Source organism: Methylobacterium nonmethylotrophicum (assembly GCF_004745635.1).
Classification (GTDB): domain Bacteria; phylum Pseudomonadota; class Alphaproteobacteria; order Rhizobiales; family Beijerinckiaceae; genus Methylobacterium; species Methylobacterium nonmethylotrophicum.
The window spans coordinates 120801-139429 of sequence record NZ_SRLB01000012.1 but is presented as its reverse complement, the minus strand read 5'-3'; the positions used below and the strand labels follow the sequence as shown (position 1 = coordinate 139429).

Sequence of the window (18629 nt, the reverse complement as noted above, 5' to 3'; positions counted from 1 at the left end):
AGTCGACGGACCGCGCCGCCTCGGTGCCGCCCCGCGTGACCCGCGCCTGATCGCTGATCGGGCTCGCCCGCGACCGGCGCCGATGCGGCCGGTCGAACGAGGTGAGCCATGACCCTGATGACGACGCGCGCCCGCCGCGCCGCCGCCACCCGCGACCGCAGCGTCGTGATCGTGCTGCTTCTCATGCTGGCCCTGGTCTTCGGACCGGCCATCGGCCTGCACGTGGCCGTGAACCTGCTCGGCCCCGGGCCTGCGCCGGACGGCCTCGCGGCGGCGGCCACCGCCGCCGATGCGCCCCGGGGCGTCCGGGGCTGACGGGGCGCTACGCCGGCCCCCGCCCCCGGAGGATCAGGACCGCGCCGGCGAGCAGCAGCGCGGCCCCGAGCCAGGTTTCCCAGCCGAGGGACGAGTCCGGGTTCACCCCGACCCGCCGGCCGGTCAGCCCGGCCGCGTCGCCGGCGATCCCCGCCGCGAGCTGGCCCGCCACCACCAGCGCCACCGTGACGGTGGCGCCCTGCTGGCGGTAGCCGTAGAGGCTCGCCGCCACGAACAGCGTGCCGAGCAGCCCCGGCAGCAGGAACCACGGCTCCGCCCGCTCGATCAGGCGCAGCGGGAAGCCGGGACCGCTGCGCCAGGCCTCGACGAGGCCGAGCAGCGACAGCCCGACCAGGGAGTTGCACAGGAGCGCCCCCGTCAGGCCGGCCCCCCGCGCCGCCATGGCGCCCATCAGGGCGTTCTGCACCACGAGCGCCGCGCCCGCGACGAGGCAGAGGAGAGCCGCGCCGGTCATCGGGCGGGGCCCGCGAGGCCGGGCGAGCTGTCGGAACGGTCTGGCATGGTGCGGCTCCTGTCGGGCCACGATCATCCCTCATGATGGACGATTGTCAAATATTTGAAACACCGTATCTGTGAAACCAAGCGGAGGTTCTCGGCCATCGTTTCACGCGTGACCGGAAACCCGCTCCGCCGGCATCGTGAGCGGCGAGCCGGGTCGGCGGCGTCCCGGGATGGTCCCCACGGGCGCGGGACAGCGACGGCGCAACCCCCACACCTTCCCGCGCCCGCCGAAACCCGCTACGGCTCGGAGCGCCATGCCGACTCACTCCCCCTCGCCCGCCCCCGTCACCGTCGCGGCCGGCTCCGTCCGCTTCGGCAACCACCTGCCGCTGAGCCTGATCGCCGGCCCCTGCGCCTTGGAGGGCCGCGGCCACGCCCTCGAGGTCGCCGCCGCCCTCAAGGAGATGACGGGCGCACTGGGCCTCGGCCTCGTGTTCAAGTCCTCGTTCGACAAGGCCAACCGCACCTCCGCCGGGTCGAGCCGCGGCATCGGTCTCGCCCAGGCCCTGCCGATCTTCGCGGAGATCCGCGAGAGCCTGGGGCTCCCGGTCGTCACCGACGTGCACGAGGCCGCGCACTGCGCCGAGGCGGCCCAGGCCGTCGACATCCTGCAGATCCCGGCCTTCCTGTGCCGGCAGACCGACCTGCTGCTGGCGGCGGCCGCGACCGGCCGGGTGGTCAACGTCAAGAAGGGGCAGTTCCTCGCCCCCTGGGACATGGCCCACGTGGCCGCCAAGATCACCGGGGCCGGCAACCCCAACGTGCTGCTGACCGAGCGCGGCGCCTCCTTCGGCTACAACACGCTCGTGTCGGACATGCGCGCCCTGCCGATCATGGCGCAGGTGAGCGGCGGCCTGCCGGTGGTGTTCGACGCCACCCACTCGGTGCAGCAGCCCGGCGGCCAGGGCGCCACCTCCGGCGGCCAGCGCGAATTCGTGCCGGTGCTGGCCCGGGCCGCGGTGGCGGTGGGCGTCGCGGGCGTGTTCATCGAGACCCATGAGGATCCCGACCGGGCGCCCTCCGACGGGCCGAACATGGTGCCGTTGCGCCGGATGCCGGCGCTCCTGGCCGAGCTCCAGGCCTTCGACCGGCTGGCCAAGGGGTCGATGGCCAAGGACTCCCTCGCCAAGGCGCGATCATCGGACGAGGCCGGCGGCTGACGGGGCGGCGACGATGCGGGCCGCCAGCGACTCGCCCTCCCGCCTGATCGCCGTCCTGGCCACCGGGGGCTTCGCCAGCACCTTCGCGGGCCGCGTGGTCGAGCCGCTGGTCGGCGTGCTCGCCCGGGACCTGGCGAGCCCGCCCGCCACCGTCGCGCTCCTCTCCACCGCCTTCGCGCTGCCCTACGCGCTGATCCAGCCGGTGCTCGGGCCGGTCGGCGACGCGCTCGGCAAGGAGCGGGTGGTGGTGGCCTGCCTGGTCGTGCTGACCCTGGCGCTCGGGGCCTGCGCGGTCGCCGGCGACATCGGCACCCTGTTCGGCCTGCGCATGCTCGCGGGCGCGGCGGCCGGCGGGGTGATCCCGCTCTCGCTCGCCATGATGGGCGACCGCATCCCGCTGGAGCGGCGGCAGGTGGCGATCGGCCGCTTCCTCGTGGCGGTGATCCTCGGCCAGCTCTCCGGCTCCACCATCGCCGGGCTGATCGAGGGCCTGATCGGCTGGCGCGGGGTGTTCTGCCTCGCCGCGGGGGTCGGGGCGGTGGGCCTCGCCGGCGTCGTCCTGGGCTTCGCCCGGCGCCTGCGCGCCGCCGGCGGCCGCTTCGCCTTCGCGCCGGCGCTGGCGCGCTACCGCACCATCCTGCGCACCCCCCGGGCCCGGGTGCTGTTCTGTGCGGTCTTCGTCGAGGGGATCGCGGTGTTCGGCATCTTCCCGCACCTCGCCCACCTGATCGAGGCCCGCGGCGAAGGGGGCCCCAGGGAGGCGGGGCTCGCGCTCGCGGGCTTCGCCGCCGGGGGGCTCGCCTACTCCCTCGCCGTCGGGCTGCTCCTGCGCTTCCTCGGCCAGACCCGGATGCTGGTGGCGGGCGGCGCCGTCTCTGCGGGCGCCCTCCTGGTCGTCGGCCTGGCGGGGGCCTGGCAGACCGACGCGGCCGCCCTCGCGGCTTTGGGCCTCGGCTTCTACATGCTGCACAACACCTACCAGGTGCAGGTGACCGAGGTCGCGCCGCAGGCCCGGGCCTCGGCGGTGGCGTTGCACGCCTTCTCGTTCTTCTGCGGCCAGGCCCTCGGCGTCGCGGTGCTGGGCGCCGGCCTTGAGGCCCTGGGCCAGCTGCCGGCCCTGGGCGTCTGCGCCGCCGCGACCCTCGCGCTGGGCCTCGTCACCGCCCGGCGCCTCGCCCGTCAGGGCTGACGGCCGGTCTTCCGAAGTTCAGCCGGAGTTCAGGCGCCAGCCGCCAGGAACAGCGCCAGTCACGCCGCGGCGCTCCGGCCGCCGGGGCCCTGCCCCGCGCCGTGCAAGGCGGCGGACCCGGGCGGAACGATTGCGGGAACCTTGACGGCCCGCGCCCGTTGCCTGGGTCACTTGGCTTGACTCAAGCAGGAGATCAACGATGCGCAAGCTCGCCCTCATCCCGGCCCTCGCCGTCGCCCTCGGCACCCTGTCGACCGTCGCCCCCTCCCAGGCCCAGGCCCAGGGCTGGCGCGGCGGCCATTACGGCCACGGCCACGGCCACGGCTATGGCCGCGGCTATGCCGGCCGGCCCTACGCCTACGGCGCCCGCCGCCGCGGCATCTCCCCCGGCGCGGCGGTCGGCCTCGGCATCGCGGGTGCCGCCGTGGGCGCGATCGGCGCTGCGGCGGCGGCCGACGCGGCCCGCCGCAACGGCTACGGCTATGGCTATGGCTATTACGGCGCTCCGGCCCCGGCCTACGGCTACGGCTACTGAGATCGACCGGACCCGGGTTCCGGGAGGGCGGCCGGGGCGACCCGGCCGCCCTTCTCGTATCCGTCAGCCCCTGCCGTCAGCCTCTTGCGCGGTAGGGCGGCACGCCCTGGTCCGGAAGCCAGACCGAGGCCGGCGGCGTCCCGGTCTGCCAGAAGACGTCGATCGGGATGCCGCCGCGCGGGTACCAGTAGCCGCCGATGCGGAGATACCGCGGTTCGAGCAGCGCGGTCAGCCGGCGTCCGATCCCGACGGTGCAGTCCTCGTGGAAGGCGCCGTGATCGCGGAAGCTGTGCAGGTACAGCTTCAGCGACTTCGACTCGACGAGCCACCGGTCCGGCACGTAGTCGATCACCAGGATGGCGAAGTCGGGCTGGCCGGTCACCGGGCAGAGCGAGGTGAATTCCGGCGCGGTGAAGCGGGCGCAGTAATCGGTGTCCGGGTGCGGGTTCGGCACGCGGTCGAGCTGGGCCTCGTCGGGCGAGCGCGGCTGGGCGCTCGGCTGCCCGAGCTGCCGGGCATGCTGGGTCAGGTCCTGAGTCATGGCCGCCCTATAGCCCCGCGCGGGCCCGCGCGAAACCTGCGCAGGGCAACCCGCGGGCGCCTTCCCCGGTACCACCCTCGGGCGGCTTGCCGCAGGCGGCGACTTGGCCGATAAGCCGCGCGACCCTCAAAGCCTGCCCGAGAGATCCCTCTCATGACCGCGATCACCAACATCGCCGCCCGCCAGATCCTCGACAGCCGGGGCAATCCCACCGTCGAGGTCGACGTCCTCCTGGAGGACGGCTCCTTCGGCCGCGCCGCCGTCCCGTCGGGCGCCTCGACCGGCGCGCACGAGGCGGTGGAGCTGCGCGACGGCGACAAGACCCGCTACGGCGGCAAGGGCGTGCTGAAGGCCGTCGAGGCCGTCAACGGCGAGATCCTGGACGCCGTCGGGGGGATGGACGCCGAGGAGCAGGCCGCCATCGACGAGGCGATGATCGAGCTCGACGGCACGCCGAACAAGGCGCGGCTCGGCGCCAACGCGATCCTGGGCGTCTCGCTCGCCGTCGCCAAGGCCGCCGCCGAGGCCTCGGGCCTGCCGCTCTACCGCTACGTCGGCGGCACGCCAGCACGGATCCTGCCGGTGCCGATGATGAACATCATCAACGGCGGGGCGCACGCCGACAACCCGATCGACTTCCAGGAATTCATGATCATGCCGGTGGGCGCCGACTCGCTCGCCGAGGCGGTGCGCTGGGGCGCCGAGGTCTTCCACACCCTTAAGGGCGCCCTGAAGAAGGCCGGCCACAACACCAATGTCGGCGACGAGGGCGGCTTCGCCCCCAACCTCCCCTCGGCCGAGGCGGCGCTCGACTTCGTGATGGACTCGATCCGCGCCGCCGGCTTCGAGCCGGGCCGCGACATCGTGATCGCGCTCGACTGCGCCGCCACCGAGTTCTTCAAGAACGGTGCTTACGTCTACGAGGGCGAGGGCCAGACCCGCGACCCGGAGGCCCAGGCCGCCTACCTCGCCAAGCTCGTCGATTCCTACCCGATCCTGTCGATCGAGGACGGCATGGCCGAGGACGACTGGGCCGGCTGGAAGGCGCTCACCGACACGGTCGGCGACCGCTGCCAGCTCGTCGGCGACGACCTGTTCGTGACCAACGTCGCGCGCCTGTCGGAGGGGATCGCCAAGGGCACGGCGAACTCGATCCTGGTGAAGGTCAACCAGATCGGCTCGCTGACCGAGACCCTGGCCGCCGTCGACATGGCCCACCGCGCCGGCTACACCGCCGTGATGTCGCACCGCTCCGGCGAGACCGAGGACGCCACCATCGCGGACCTCGCCGTCGCGACGAATTGCGGGCAGATCAAGACCGGCTCCCTCGCCCGTTCGGACAGACTGGCGAAGTACAACCAGCTGATCCGCATCGAGGAGGGCCTCGGAAGCCAGGCCCGCTACCTCGGGCGCGGCGCGCTGAAGGTCGGCTGATCCGCCGCCGGTGACCAGCCCGTGCGGGATCGCGCCCGCACGGGCGTGGAGCGGCCTGACCGAGACCGCAGCGACCGATCCTGTCCCGTCGCCCCCTGCCCGATCGGTCCGTCGCAAGGCCGGCCGCGTCGGCGTCGCCCGGCGGGAGAACTCCTGCCCGGGCCGGGAGCCTCGCCGGTCCGCGCGGCGACGACGGGTGCGGGGACGGGTGTTCCCGGCCGGACCTCCGGCGACAGGAGACCGACCATCGTCCACCTCATCTTCGCGACGCCCTGCGCGTACGTGATCCTCCGCTGGCTCGCTCCTCTCGCGCTGCCGCTCTGGGGCAAGGCCGCCCTCGCGGTGCTGCTGCTCGCCGCCTCGCAGTTCCACCTCTGGAACCGGCTCTCCTCCGGCTCGGTCTTCGCGCCCGAGTTCCCGCGCCCGGTCGTCCTCGCGCTCAACGGGGCGTTCGGGGCGATCCTGCTCCTCGCCGCGCTGCAGGCCGCGCTCGACCTCGGCGCCCTGGCCGCCGCCCTGGTCCAGGGCGGCGCGGTCGCGATCCCGGACACCCTGCGCCTCGCGGCGGCCGGGCTCGCGGTGCTGCTCGCCGCGCTCGGCGTCGCCAATGCCGTGCGCGTGCCGCCGGTCCGGGACGTGGAGGTCGCGATCCCGGGCCTGCCGCCGGCCTTCGACGGCTACCGGCTGCTCCAGCTCACCGACCTCCACCTCGGCCGCCTCTTCCCGGCATCCTGGGCCCGGGCCGTGGTCGCGCGCGCCAACGCGGCCGGCGCCGCGCTGATCGTCGTCACCGGCGACTTCATCGACGGCTCGGTGGCGATGCGCCGGGACGACGTCGCGCCGCTGCGCGACCTGCGGGCGCCGGACGGGGTCTGGGCGATCCCCGGCAACCACGAGTACTTCTTCGACTATCGGGCCTGGATGCGCCACCTCGCCGGCCTCGGCCTGCGGATGCTGCCGAACGCCCACGCGGTGATCGCCCGGGCCGAGGCCCGCCTCGTGCTCGCCGGCGTCACCGACGCCTCGGCGCCGGGCGCCGGCGAGGCCGGGCCCGACCTCGCGGCGGCGCTCGCGGGTGCCCCGACCGGCGCGCCGGTCGTGCTCCTCGACCACCAGCCGAGGGCCGCGAAGCGGGCGGCGTCCCGCGGCGTCGCGCTCCAGCTCTCCGGCCACACCCACGGCGGCATGATCCTCGGCCTCGACCGGCTGGTGGCGCGGGGCAACAACGGCTTCGTGTCGGGGCGCTACGAGGTCGGCGGCATGACCCTCTACGTCGGCAACGGGACCGGGATCTGGCCCGGCTTCGCGCTCCGGCTCGGGCGTCCGTCCGAGATGACGCGCTTCACCCTGCGGGCGGCGCCCCGGGCGTGACGCCCGTCCGTCGAGGCGGCGCGGCGCGAGGCCGGCGCGCCTTACGCCTTCCTTAACCCTCCCGCCCCATGCTCCCCCGCATGGTAGTCCGTCGCCGCGCCCGTGCCATCCTGTTGCCGCTCGGCCTTTACGCCGTGTCGATCCTCGTGGTCGGCTACTTCCTGCACGAGGCCGAGAACGGCAGCCGCGGGCTCCAGGCCAAGCGGGCGCTGAAGATCCAGGCCTACACCCTGCAGCAGGAGCTCGACGCCACCAAGGCCGACCGGGTCGAGTGGGAGCGGCGCGTGGCGCTTCTGCGCAGCGACCAGATCGACCGCGACCTCCTGGAGGAGCGGGCCCGGGTCGTGCTCGGCCGCGTCCACCCGAACGACGTCGTCATCATCACCCCCTGACGCCGTCGGTCCCTTGGGGCCAAGCCCGCCGCCGCGGCGGCTTTTGCGCCCAAGGCGCTCGATTTGCACCCCCGCCTGCCCTAAGAACTCTCCCACAAGGGTAGCAGCCGGGAGGGTGCCGATGGATGCCGCGAAAGAGGCGCGCCGCGGGAGCGACAAGGCCCGCGAGAAGGCGGTCCCGCCGCCCTCTGCCTCGAACGTGCCGGCCTTCAGCCGCGACGAGGACCTGCACGCCTACCGCGAGATGCTGCTGATCCGCCGCTTCGAGGAGAAGGCCGGCCAGCTCTACGGCATGGGCCTGATCGGCGGGTTCTGCCACCTCTATATCGGCCAGGAGGCGGTGGTGGTCGGGGTCCAGATGGCCTCGAAGGACGGCGACCAGGTCATCACCGGCTACCGCGACCACGGCCACATGCTGGCCTGCGGCATGGAGCCGAAGGGCGTGATGGCGGAGCTCACCGGCCGCCGGGGGGGCTATTCCCGCGGCAAGGGCGGCTCGATGCACATGTTCTCCCGCGAGAAGAATTTCTATGGCGGCCACGGCATCGTCGGCGCCCAGGTGTCGCTCGGCACCGGCATCGGCTTCGCCAACAAGTACCGCGGCGACGGCGCCGTCAGCCTGACCTACATGGGCGACGGTGCGGCCAACCAGGGCCAGGTCTACGAGAGCTTCAACATGGCGCAGCTGTGGAAGCTGCCCGTGGTCTACGTGATCGAGAACAACCGCTACGCCATGGGCACCTCGGTCTCGCGGGCCTCGGCCCAGACCGACTTCTCGAAGCGCGGCGTCTCCTTCGGCATCCCGGGCGAGCAGGTCGACGGCATGGACGTGCGCGCCGTGCGCGAGGCGGCGCGGCGGGCCATCGCGCATGCCCGCGACGGCGAGGGCCCCTACATCCTCGAGATGCAGACCTACCGCTACCGCGGCCACTCGATGTCGGACCCGGCCAAGTACCGGACGAAGGACGAGGTCGCCCGGATGCGCGAGGAATCCGATCCCATCGAGCAGGTCCGCAAGCGTCTCCTCGGGCCCCACAAGGTGCCGGAGGACGAGATCAAGGCGGTCGACGCCAAGGTGCGGGAGATCGTGAACGAATCGGCCGACTTCGCCACCAGCGACCCCGAGCCGGATCCCTCCGAGCTCTGGACCGACATCCTGCTTGAGCCTTCACGTTGACCCGCGAAGATCTTGTTCCAATCGTTGAGGCCGCCGTGCATCACTACGGCGGCAAGGCCAACCTTATTCAGGTGGCAAAGTTCATCTGGGATAATCACGAGGGAAGTCTTCGATCGGCCGGAGACTTCTTCTATAAATGGCAATATGAAGCTCGGTGGGCAGCTAACGAACTCCGACAGCAAGGAGTTCTGAAGCCGACCACGATATCCGGCCGCGGCATCCTCGAATTGGCGTAGCGACAGATCATGGCGACCGACATCCTGATGCCCGCCCTCTCGCCCACCATGGAGCAGGGCAAGCTCGCGAAGTGGCTCAAGAAGGAGGGCGACCCGGTCAAGGCCGGCGACATCCTGGCCGAGATCGAGACCGACAAGGCGACGATGGAGGTCGAGGCGGTCGACGAGGGCGTGCTCGCCAAGATCCTGGTCGCCGACGGCACCGACAACGTCGCGGTCAACACCCCGATCGCGGTGCTCGCCGAGGAGGGCGAGGATCCGAAGGGCGTCCAGGCCGGGGGGGCGAAGCCCAACGGCAAGGGCGACGGCGAGGCGGGCCAGAAGGCGCCCGCCCCCGACATGCAGGCCGAAGGCCAGGCCGAGCGCCCCGCCCCGGCCGCCAAGACCGGGGACGACCAGCCGGTGGCGACGCCCGCCGCGCCCGCGGTGGTCGCCAGCCGCGGCCAGGATCCGGCGATGGCCGAGATCCCCGAGGGCACCGAGATGGTGACCCAGACCGTCCGCGAGGCCCTGCGCGACGCGATGGCCGAGGAGATGCGCCGGGACGGCAGCGTCTTCGTGATGGGCGAGGAGGTCGCCGAGTACCAGGGCGCCTACAAGATCACGCAAGGCCTGTTGCAGGAATTCGGTGCGAAGCGCGTCGTCGACACCCCGATCACCGAGCATGGATTCGCCGGCGTCGGCGTCGGCGCGGCGTTCACGGGCCTCAAGCCCATCGTCGAGTTCATGACCTTCAACTTCGCCATGCAGGCGATCGACCAGATCATCAACTCGGCGGCCAAGACCCTCTACATGTCGGGCGGCCAGCTCGGCTGCCCGATCGTCTTTCGCGGCCCGAACGGCGCGGCGGCACGCGTCGCCGCCCAGCACAGCCACGACTACGCCGCCTGGTACTCCAACGTGCCGGGCCTGAAGGTCGTGATGCCCTACACCGCCTCCGACGCGAAGGGCCTGCTCAAGAGCGCCATCCGCGACCCGAACCCGGTGGTCTTCCTCGAGAACGAGATCCTGTACGGCCAGTCCTTCCCGGTGCCGAAGCTCGACGACTTCACGGTGCCGATCGGCAAGGCGAAGGTCCACCGCGAGGGGCGTGACGTGACGATCGTGTCGTTCGGCATCGGCATGACCTACGCCCTCAAGGCCGCCCAGGAGCTCGCCGAGGCCGGGATCAGCGCCGAGGTGATCGATTTGCGCACCATCCGGCCGATGGACTCGCAGACCGTGGTGGAGTCGGTGAAGAAGACCGGCCGCTGCGTCACCGTCGAGGAAGGTTTTCCGCAATCGGGCGTCGGCGCCGAGATCGCCGCGCGGCTGATGGTCGACGCCTTCGACTACCTCGACGCGCCGGTCCTGCGCATCACCGGCAAGGACGTGCCGATGCCCTACGCGGCGAACCTGGAGAAGCTCGCGCTGCCGAACGTCGCCGAGGTGATCGAGGCCGCCAAGGCGGTCTGCTACCGGTGAGCGGCAAGCCGGAGGACTCCATGCCGGAGGACGAGACCCGTTTCGAGGCGCTGGGCGTCCCGCCGGACGCCCTGGAGCATGGCGGCATCGAGGTGCTGCGCGCCGCCGTGGTCGACGGCGCGGTGAGCTTCGCGCTGCGCCGCTCCTTCGAGGACCCGGCCACCTGGGGGCGGCTCCTCGTCGACCTCGCCCGCCAGGCGGCGCGGGTCTATGCCCGCGAGACCGAGCTGTCCGAGGAGGAGGCCTTCGCGCGCATCCGCGCCGGGATGGAGGCCGAGAGCCTCGATCCCGACAGCTTCAACTGAGGCCGGCGATGGCCGAGGCGGCGCCGCGTTGGGCCACCTATGCCGACCTCGAGGCGGTGCCGGACCACCTCGTGGCCGAGATCGTCGAGGGCAGGCTGGAGACCCATTCGCATACGCTGCCGCGGCTCGGGGCGGCCCTCGCGTCGTTGGCCGGCGAGCTGGGACCGCCCTTCTCCCGCGGGCGCGGCGGTCCCGGCGGCTGGATCTTCATGCCCCGGACCGAATTCCATTTCGGGCGGCAGGTCCTGGTGCCCGACCTCGCCGGCTGGCGCCGGGCGCGCCTGTCCGTCGATCCGGACGCCGCCTTCATCGAGACCCCGCCGGACTGGGTCTGCGAGATCCTGTCGCCCTCCACGACCCGCATCGACCGCGGGCCGAAGCGGCGGATCTACGCCGAGGCTGGCGTCGGTCATCTCTGGCTGCTCGATCCCACCGACGGCGTGCTGGAAGGCTTCGCGCTTACCGGCGGCCACTGGCTGCTCCTCGGCACCGCGGCGCGCGGCGAGGCTGTGGTGCTGCCGCCCTTCGACGCCGTCCCGTTTCCACTCGACGACCTGTTCCCCATCGAACCTTCGCCTCCTGACGATCCGGCCGCCCCTCCTCCCGCCGAGACCTGAATCCATGCCGATCAACGTCCTGATGCCCGCTCTCTCGCCCACCATGGAGAAGGGCAACCTCGCCAAGTGGCTCAAGAAGGAGGGCGACGCGATCAAGTCGGGCGACGTGCTCGCCGAGATCGAGACCGACAAGGCGACCATGGAGGTCGAGGCGGTCGACGAGGGCGTGCTCGCCAAGATCGTGGTGCCGGAGGGCACCGCCGACGTGCCGGTCAACGACCTGATCGCCCTCATCGCCGAGGAGGGCGAGGACCCGAAGAGCGTGCAGGCCGGCGGCAACGGGCAAGCGAAGGCCGAGGCGCCCGCGAAGCCCGAGGGTGGCAAGGCTGAGGGTGGAAAACCCCAGGCGCCCGCCGGCAACGAGACGCCCGGCGGCGGCACGATGTCGTACGAGCGGGTCGACACCGCGCCGGAGGGCGCCCGGCCTGCGGCCGGCCAGCCGAACGGCGCTGCTCCGCACTCATCCGGCGGGCGCCTGTTCGCCTCGCCCCTCGCCCGCCGCATCGCCAAGCAGGAAGGCCTCGACCTCGCGGCCGTGACCGGCTCGGGCCCGCACGGGCGCATCATCGAGCGCGACGTGCGCGCGGCGCTGGAGGGCGGCGCGGCCAGGCCGGCGGCCCAGCCCGCCAAGGCCGCCCACGCGTCTGGCGCCACCCTCGACACGGCCTCGCCCGCGAAGCCCGCTCCCGCGGCCGGCGCCGCCCTGCCGCCCGGCCTCTCGGCCAAGCAGGTGATGGGGATGTTCGAGCCGGGCTCCTACGAGGAGGTGCCCCTCGACGGCATGCGCAAGACCATCGCCAAGCGCCTGGTCGAGTCGAAGCAGACCGTCCCGCACTTCTACCTCTCCCTCGACGTCGAGCTCGACGCGCTGCTCAGCCTTCGCGAGCAGGTCAATGCGGGGGCCACGAAGGGCAAGGACGGCAAGCCGGCCTTCAAGCTCTCGGTCAACGACTTCGTCATCAAGGCGCTGGCGCTCGCCCTGCAGCGGGTCCCGGCGGCGAATGCCGTCTGGGCCGAGGACCGGATCCTGCGCTTCCGCCACTCGGATGTCGGCGTCGCGGTGGCGATCGAGGGCGGGCTGTTCACCCCGGTGATCCGCAAGGCGGAGCAGAAGACCCTCTCGACCATCTCGGCCGAGATGAAGGATCTGGCCGCCCGCGCCCGGACGAAGAAGCTCAAGCCCGAGGAATACCAGGGCGGCACCACGGCGGTGTCGAATCTCGGCATGTTCGGCATCAAGTCGTTCGGCGCCGTCATCAACCCGCCCCACGGCACCATCCTGGCGGTCGGCGCCGGCGAGGCCCGGGTGGTGGCGAAGAACGGCGCCCCCGCGGTGGTCCAGGCGATGACGGTGACCCTCTCCTGCGACCACCGGGTGGTCGACGGGGCCCTCGGCGCCGAGCTGCTCGCGGCCTTCAAGGGCCTGATCGAGAGCCCGATGGGCATGCTGGTGTAAGTATGGCTCTTCCCCTCCCCCTTGTGGGGAGGGCTAGGGGTGGGGGTGGTGCCGCGTAGAGCGCGAGCTTCGTTCGGCACCACCCCCACCCCTGACCCCTCCCCACAAGGGGGAGGGGAAGGTGCCCTGCTTTCGTGCCGGTCGACGGAAGGGATCGCGGATGCCCTGGAATGGATCGCCCGAGCAGTCGGCATCACCGCGAGCCAGGGCGCACGCCAAGGTCATGCGGCACGCCCTTACCCCGGCGGAGAAGCGCCTGTGGTGGCACCTGCGCCGCCGGCTGCCAGTCGAGGGCTCGCATTTCCGCCGGCAGGTCGCGCTCGGCCCCTACGTCGCCGATTTCTGCTGCCTCGGCGCACGATTGATCATCGAGGTCGATGGCGGCCAGCACGGCTTTCCCGATCAGCAAGCTTACGACGCGTCGCGAACTGCCGCTCTCGAAGCGCGAGGCTTCCGTATCCTGCGCTTCTCCAACACCGACGTGATGCACGCGATCGACGGCACGCTCGACACGATCATCGCGGCCCTCGCCGCCCCGCCCTCCCCGGAGACCTGAATGTCCGACACCTACGACGTCCTCATCATCGGCGCCGGCCCCGGCGGCTACGTGGCGGCGATCCGGGCCGCGCAGCTCGGCTTCAAGACGGCGGTGGTGGACCGCGAGCACTTGGGCGGAATCTGCCTCAACTGGGGCTGCATCCCCACCAAGGCGCTGCTGCGCTCGGCCGAGATCTACCAGTACATGCAGCATGCCAAGGATTACGGCCTCTCGGCGGACAATGTCCGGTTCGACGTAGGCGCCATCGTCAAGCGCTCCCGCGGCGTCTCCGGCCGGCTCAACGGCGGCGTCGGCATGCTGCTCAAGAAGAACAAGGTCGACGTGATCTGGGGCGAGGCCGCGATCGAGGCGGCGCCCAAAGGCAACGAGGCCGGCCGGGTCACGGTCCGGGAGACGAAGCGTGCCGAGGCGCCGAAGGGGGCCAAGGGGGCCGGCACCTACGGGGCCAAGCACATCGTCGTGGCGACCGGCGCCCGCCCGCGGGCAATCCCGGGCATCGAGCCCGATAGGAAGCAGATCTGGACCTACTACGAGGCCATGGTCCCGGACAAAATGCCCAGGAGCCTGCTGGTGATGGGCTCGGGCGCGATCGGCATCGAGTTCGCCTCGTTCTACCGCACCATGGGGGCCGAGGTGACGGTGGTGGAGCTCCTGCCGCAGATCCTGCCGGTGGAGGACCCCGAGATCGCCGCGCATGCCCGCAAGCGCTTCGAGAAGCAGGGCATCCGGATCCTCACCGGCGCCAAGGTGACCAGGGTCGCCAAGGGCCAGGACGCGGTGACGGCCACCGTCGAGACCGAAGGCGGCAAGACGCAGGAGATCACGGCGGAGAAGCTGATCTCGGCGGTCGGCGTCGTCGGCAACATCGAGAATCTCGGCCTGGAAAAGCTCGGCGTCACCATCGAGCGCGGCATCGTCGCCACCGACGGGCTCGGGCGCACCAGCGTGCCGGGGATCTACGCCATCGGCGACGTCGCCGGCCCGCCGATGCTCGCCCACAAGGCCGAGCACGAGGGGGTGATCTGCGTCGAGACGATCAAGGGCCTGCACACCCACCCGATGGACAAGGGCAAGATCCCGGGCTGCACCTATTGCCAGCCGCAGGTGGCCTCGGTCGGCCTCACCGAGGCGAAGGCCAAGGAGCAGGGCTTCGACGTGCGGGTCGGCCGCTTCCCCTTCGCGGGCAACGGCAAGGCGATCGCGCTCGGCGAGCCCGACGGGCTCGTGAAGACGGTCTTCGACCGCAGGACCGGCCAGCTCCTCGGCGCCCACATGGTCGGGGCCGAGGTGACCGAGCTGATCCAGGGCTACGTCGTGGCGATGACTCTCGAGACCACCGAGGAAGAGCTGATGCACACGGTCTTCCCGCACCCGACCCTGTCGGAGATGATGCACGAGAGCGTGCTCGACGCCTATGGGCGGGTGATCCACACCTAGGGCCGGACAGAGACCTGAAAGCTCCGGCGGAACAGGCCGTGAGGCGGTTGATGCTGGCCGGGGCTCGACCGTGCGGTCGAGCCCCGGGACGGGCCTGAAGCGTGCCCGCGGTCTCCGTCGGCGCAGCCGAAACGCGTCGACCGTGTGGCCTCGGGCGTCGGCGCCTTCGCCCTGATCCCTCGAACGGCCGCGCCGCTCCGACCTCCGTCGCAGCCGGATCTGACATCCCCGTCTCGATCTCGATCACCGCCCGGGATCATCGGGACGGTCGTCGTCGGCGCGCCTCGACCGTGGTGCCGTCGCCGTTCCCGAACGCGATCTCGCCCCGGTCGGCGTCGACCCGCGCTCCAGACACGGGGGCCCTTCCCGGGCTCACTGGTGCGACAGGAAGGCCGCCAGATCCGCGATGTCCGCCTCGTTCAGGCCCTGGGCGACCTCGTTCATCGCCGGATCGTAGCCCGGCCGCGCATTGGTCCGGTAGCCGGTCAAGGCCGCCGCGAGATACTCCTCGCGCTGGCCGCGCAGGCGCGGGATCGCATCGCGCCCCGCCAGATCCGCCCCGTGGCAGGAATTGCACTGATGCCGGCCGACGAGGGCGCGCGCCCGCGCGACGAGCCCGGGATCGAGCGCATCGCCCCGCGGTGACGGCGCAGGCAGGGCCGAGAGCGCCTCGGCGAAGGCCCGCAGGTCGTCGTCCGACAGGTCCTTCGCCATCGCGTTCATCGGGGGCGCCGTTCGCTGGTCCTCGCGGAACTGGTAGAGCTGCGTGACGAGGTAATCGGCCGGCTGGCCGCCGAGCGAGGGCACGCCCGGCGTCTCGGAGCGCCCGCCCTCGCCGTGGCAGCCAAGGCAGGGCTCCAGGCGCTCTCCCAAGGGGCCAGCGCGTGCCGGGCCAGCGAGGCCCGCCAGCACCATCAGGCCGAACGGAAATCGTCGCATCGTCCCATCCCGGGTCGTCAGGACCGGCGCACGGGTGACGCGGCGCCGGTCCCGGGGTTACGGCTGGTGGCTGATCCGGTAGATCGCCCCGTTGAAGTCGTCCGAGACCAGCAGCGACCCGTCCTTCGCGACCAGCACGTCGACGGGCCGCCCGAGGTAGCGGTTGTCCTCGATGAAGCCGGTCAGGAACGGTTCGACCGACGCGACCTTGCCGTCCGGTCCGAGCTTCACCGCCACGACGTCCCCGCCGAGCTTCTTCGTGCGGTTCCACGACCCGTGCCGGGCGATGAAGATCGCGTTGCGGTAGCTCTCCGGGAACTGCGTGCCGGTGTAGAAGCGCATCCCGAGCGAGGCCGTATGGGCACCGAGCCGCGCGGCGGGCGGCGTGAACTCGGAGCAGGACCGGCCCCAGCCGTATTCGGGATCCGTGAAGGTGCCCTGATGGCAGAACGGGAAGCCGAAATGCTGCTTGCCGGGCTCGGTCAGCACGTTGAGCTCATCCTCGGGAATGTCCTCGGAGACCCAGTCCCGGCCGTTGTCGGTGAACCAGAGCTGCTTGGTCGCCGGGTTCCAGTCGAAGCCGACCGTGTTGCGCACGCCGCGCGCCACGACCTCGGCCCCGCTGCCGTCGAGGTTCATGCGGCGGATCTGCGCGTAGGTGTCGGGCGGCACGAGGATGTTGCCGGGCGAGCCGACCGGCACGTAGAGCTTGTCGTCGGGACCGATGGCGATGAACTTCCAGCCATGCGCCTCGTCCTTCGGCAGGTCGTCATAGACCAGGACCGGCTTCGGCGGATCGTCGAGACGGGCCTCGATGTCGTCGAAGCGCCAGATCTTCGACAGCTCGGCCACGTAGAGCGCGCCCTTGTGGAAGGCGAGGCCGTTCGGCCGGTGCAGCTTGGAGGCGATGACCTTCACCTCCCGGTTCCCGTCCCGCTCGCGGATCGCGTAGACGCGGTCGAGCAGGCGCGTGCCGGCGAAGACGGTGCCCTGGTCGCCCTGCCGGAGGGAGCGCGCATTCGCAACGCCGCTCGCGTAGACCTCGACCTTGAAGCCGGGCGGCACCTTGAGGCGATCGGTGGGCAGCTTCGCCGCCGGGGTCGGCAGCGGCGGACCCGCGACGGGCGCGAGCTTCGCGGCCTCGCCCGAGTCCGGGCGCCCGTAGAGGGCCGAGCCGCGATCCTGCGTCGCGGCGGGCCCCACGGTCGCGGCGGGCGCGGCGGGCGCGCTCCCGGGCGTCGGCGCCCCGGTCGGCTGCTGCTGCGCGGACGCGCCCTGCAGCGCGGCGACGATGAGCACGGAGCCCGCGAGCACGGCGCGCCGACGGCGCGATCGATGGGCCGACATCTCTCCTCCCGGATCGTTTCTCATGCCAAATCCTTCTCCTCCCAAGTCTTGCGGCACCGCTGAGACGCGGCTTGCTCGAGGTTGTCGCGCGGAAGCGCGCTGTCAGCGGGAGGCGTGGCGGACGCGCCACGCCCCCCGCTGACGCGGGGACGGCCTGAACCGGAGCCGGGCCCGCCGCGGCACGCGCTGCCTGCGCCGCCCTGCAGAACGAGGGGCTGAGCAGAGGCGCGCCACGCAGGTCTGCTCAGGCAAGACCGCGCCGGATCGTGCGGGCCGGCTCATCGAGCGGTCCGCCGACGTCGCGCGGCTTCATCTCCTCCAGGCTCTGCTGGCGCGGTTCGACGCCGAGCGTGAGCACGGCGACGATCTGCAGGGCGAGAAGGCCGATCATCAGCATCATCACGCCGCTGATCCCGTAATTCTGGAAGAGGGAGACGACGATGAACGGCGTGACGATCGTCGCTCCGCGCCCGAAGGTGTTGCACAGCCCCGAGGCGCGCAGGCGCACCTCGGTCGGGAAGAGTTCGGGAATGTAGATCCCGAACAGCAGGGCGACGAGGACGTAGATCGGCACCGTGAGGCAGAAGCCGGCCAGCGGCAGGAGCACGGGGTCCCTCGTGAGCGGGTAGAGGATCCCGAACAGGATGGCGGTCGCCGAGGCGCCGGCGATGGTCGGCTTCCGGCCCCAGCGGTCGGCGGTGAACGCGCCGATCGCGCTGCCGACCGGGGCGCCGAGCCCCATCAGCAGCGAGTAGCCGAACGACGTCGCGACGCTCAGGCCCTGCTTGATGAAGAAGGTCGGGAGCCAGGTCACGAAGCCGTAGAGCAGGGTGTTGATGACGATCAGGCACAGGCACCCGACGATCACGCGCCCAAGGAGCGGCGCCCGGAACAGCGTCGCGAAGGCGACCTTGGGCAGGGCCGGGCCGACCGGCGCCGGGGGCGGCAGGGTTCCGCCGCGGGCTGCGTCCCGCTCGATCTCGCGCAGGAGCGCTTCGGCCTCCTCGGTCCGCCCCACGGCCTCGAGCCAGCGGGGCGATTCCGGCAGGCCCTTGCGGAGATGCCAGACGCCCAGGGCGCCGATCCCGCCGAGGACGAACATGGCCCGCCAGCCGAACAGCGGGATCACCACGTAGCCGACGAGCGAGGCGACCGGCAGCCCGGTCACCACGAAGACCGCCATCAGCCCGAGCCACCGCCCCCGCGAGCGCGCCGGCACGAATTCCGTCATGGTCGAGTAGCCGACGACGTTCTCGGCTCCCAGTCCGACGCCCATGACGAAGCGCAGCGCGATCAGCACGGTCATGGTCGGCGCGAACGCCGCCGCGATGGCGGCGAGGCCGAAGATCAGCAGGTTCGCCTGGTAGGTGAAGCGCCGGCCGTAGCGGTCGCCGAGGAAGCCGGTCAGGAACGAGCCGACCATCATGCCGACGAAGGTCGACGAGACGAAGAGCGCGTTCTCCGGCAAGATCGAGAAGCCGCTCTTCAAGGTCGCGCCGAGCACCGTCCCGGCGATGTAGATGTCGAAACCGTCGAAGAACATCCCGATTCCGATCAGCCACATGATCCGGTAGTGGAACGGGCCGATCGGCAGCCGGTCGAGCCGGCCTCCCGCATTGACGATGGATGTCAT

At 71.8% G+C, this 18629-nt stretch carries 20 protein-coding genes; 15 read left to right on the top strand and 5 right to left on the bottom strand.

Features of this window, described 5'->3' with window-relative positions; all coding sequences use genetic code 11:
- Positions 1–108: 108 nt before the first annotated feature.
- Complete coding sequence (locus tag EU555_RS17650; protein ID WP_135416342.1) at positions 109–315, top strand: hypothetical protein; 207 nt, start codon at positions 109–111, stop codon at positions 313–315.
- A 7-nt stretch (positions 316–322) separates the two neighbouring features.
- On the opposite strand, the gene EU555_RS17645 is transcribed toward EU555_RS17650, so the two are convergent.
- The gene (locus EU555_RS17645; RefSeq protein ID WP_167858583.1) at positions 323–790 is read right to left on the bottom strand and encodes a DMT family transporter; all 468 of its coding nucleotides are present in this window, start codon (positions 788–790) and stop codon (positions 323–325) included.
- A 301-nt stretch (positions 791–1091) separates the two neighbouring features.
- Here EU555_RS17645 and kdsA point away from each other — a divergent pair, with 301 nt between their 5' ends.
- The 3 genes from kdsA to EU555_RS17630 all read left to right on the top strand — a co-directional run bounded on the left by kdsA (position 1092) and on the right by EU555_RS17630 (position 3721).
- A complete protein-coding gene (gene kdsA / locus EU555_RS17640) occupies positions 1092–1997 on the top strand; it encodes a 3-deoxy-8-phosphooctulonate synthase (protein WP_135416338.1) in 906 nt (301 codons plus the stop codon).
- A 13-nt stretch (positions 1998–2010) separates the two neighbouring features.
- On the top strand, positions 2011–3186 hold the full coding sequence (locus EU555_RS17635; protein ID WP_135416336.1) for an MFS transporter: 1176 nt from the start codon (positions 2011–2013) through the stop codon (positions 3184–3186).
- Positions 3187–3385: 199 nt separating this feature from the next.
- A complete protein-coding gene (locus tag EU555_RS17630) occupies positions 3386–3721 on the top strand; it encodes a hypothetical protein (protein WP_135416334.1) in 336 nt (111 codons plus the stop codon).
- Between the two features lie 76 nt (positions 3722–3797).
- Here the strand turns inward: EU555_RS17630 and queF are convergent, their stop codons facing one another.
- Positions 3798–4262 carry a preQ(1) synthase gene (gene queF, locus EU555_RS17625; protein ID WP_135416332.1) on the bottom strand — a complete coding sequence of 155 codons (465 nt, stop codon included), beginning with the start codon at positions 4260–4262 and terminating at the stop codon, positions 3798–3800.
- Between the two features lie 153 nt (positions 4263–4415).
- Between queF and eno the strand changes: the two genes are divergently transcribed.
- From eno to lpdA, 11 genes are all read left to right on the top strand, one after another.
- Entirely contained in the window at positions 4416–5696 is a 1281-nt protein-coding gene (gene eno, locus EU555_RS17620) for a phosphopyruvate hydratase (RefSeq protein ID WP_135416330.1), read from the top strand.
- 246 nt (positions 5697–5942) lie between these two features.
- On the top strand, positions 5943–7067 hold the full coding sequence (locus tag EU555_RS17615; protein ID WP_135416562.1) for a metallophosphoesterase: 1125 nt from the start codon (positions 5943–5945) through the stop codon (positions 7065–7067).
- A gap of 80 nt (positions 7068–7147) precedes the next feature.
- On the top strand, positions 7148–7459 hold the full coding sequence (locus tag EU555_RS17610) for an FtsB family cell division protein (protein ID WP_135416328.1): 312 nt from the start codon (positions 7148–7150) through the stop codon (positions 7457–7459).
- Positions 7460–7580: 121 nt separating this feature from the next.
- Entirely contained in the window at positions 7581–8636 is a 1056-nt protein-coding gene (gene pdhA / locus EU555_RS17605; RefSeq protein ID WP_135416326.1) for a pyruvate dehydrogenase (acetyl-transferring) E1 component subunit alpha, read from the top strand.
- Positions 8633–8872: a hypothetical protein gene (locus tag EU555_RS17600; RefSeq protein ID WP_135416325.1), complete on the top strand. Its 240-nt coding sequence runs from the start codon at positions 8633–8635 to the stop codon at positions 8870–8872. The genes pdhA and EU555_RS17600 overlap by 4 nt, the downstream gene beginning before the upstream one ends.
- Before the next feature lie 9 nt (positions 8873–8881).
- Positions 8882–10336, top strand: coding sequence for a pyruvate dehydrogenase complex E1 component subunit beta (locus EU555_RS17595; RefSeq protein WP_135416324.1), 1455 nt, complete (start codon positions 8882–8884; stop codon positions 10334–10336).
- Between the two features lie 20 nt (positions 10337–10356).
- Complete coding sequence (locus EU555_RS17590) at positions 10357–10641, top strand: DUF5076 domain-containing protein (protein WP_135416323.1); 285 nt, start codon at positions 10357–10359, stop codon at positions 10639–10641.
- 8 nt (positions 10642–10649) lie between these two features.
- The gene (locus EU555_RS17585; protein WP_135416322.1) at positions 10650–11258 is read left to right on the top strand and encodes a Uma2 family endonuclease; all 609 of its coding nucleotides are present in this window, start codon (positions 10650–10652) and stop codon (positions 11256–11258) included.
- A gap of 4 nt (positions 11259–11262) precedes the next feature.
- A complete protein-coding gene (locus EU555_RS17580; protein ID WP_135416321.1) occupies positions 11263–12714 on the top strand; it encodes a pyruvate dehydrogenase complex dihydrolipoamide acetyltransferase in 1452 nt (483 codons plus the stop codon).
- A 160-nt stretch (positions 12715–12874) separates the two neighbouring features.
- Entirely contained in the window at positions 12875–13270 is a 396-nt protein-coding gene (locus tag EU555_RS17570) for an endonuclease domain-containing protein (RefSeq protein WP_135416320.1), read from the top strand.
- Complete coding sequence (gene lpdA, locus EU555_RS17565; protein WP_135416319.1) at positions 13271–14710, top strand: dihydrolipoyl dehydrogenase; 1440 nt, start codon at positions 13271–13273, stop codon at positions 14708–14710.
- Between the two features lie 372 nt (positions 14711–15082).
- On the opposite strand, the gene EU555_RS17560 is transcribed toward lpdA, so the two are convergent.
- The 3 genes from EU555_RS17560 to EU555_RS17550 form a co-directional block, all read right to left on the bottom strand.
- Positions 15083–15649 carry a c-type cytochrome gene (locus EU555_RS17560; protein ID WP_135416318.1) on the bottom strand — a complete coding sequence of 189 codons (567 nt, stop codon included), beginning with the start codon at positions 15647–15649 and terminating at the stop codon, positions 15083–15085.
- Positions 15650–15706: 57 nt separating this feature from the next.
- On the bottom strand, positions 15707–16996 hold the full coding sequence (locus EU555_RS17555) for a PQQ-dependent sugar dehydrogenase (protein ID WP_245524345.1): 1290 nt from the start codon (positions 16994–16996) through the stop codon (positions 15707–15709).
- Positions 16997–17240: 244 nt separating this feature from the next.
- Positions 17241–18629 (bottom strand): MFS transporter, encoded by a 1389-nt coding sequence (locus tag EU555_RS17550; RefSeq protein ID WP_135416317.1) that lies wholly within the window; start codon positions 18627–18629, stop codon positions 17241–17243.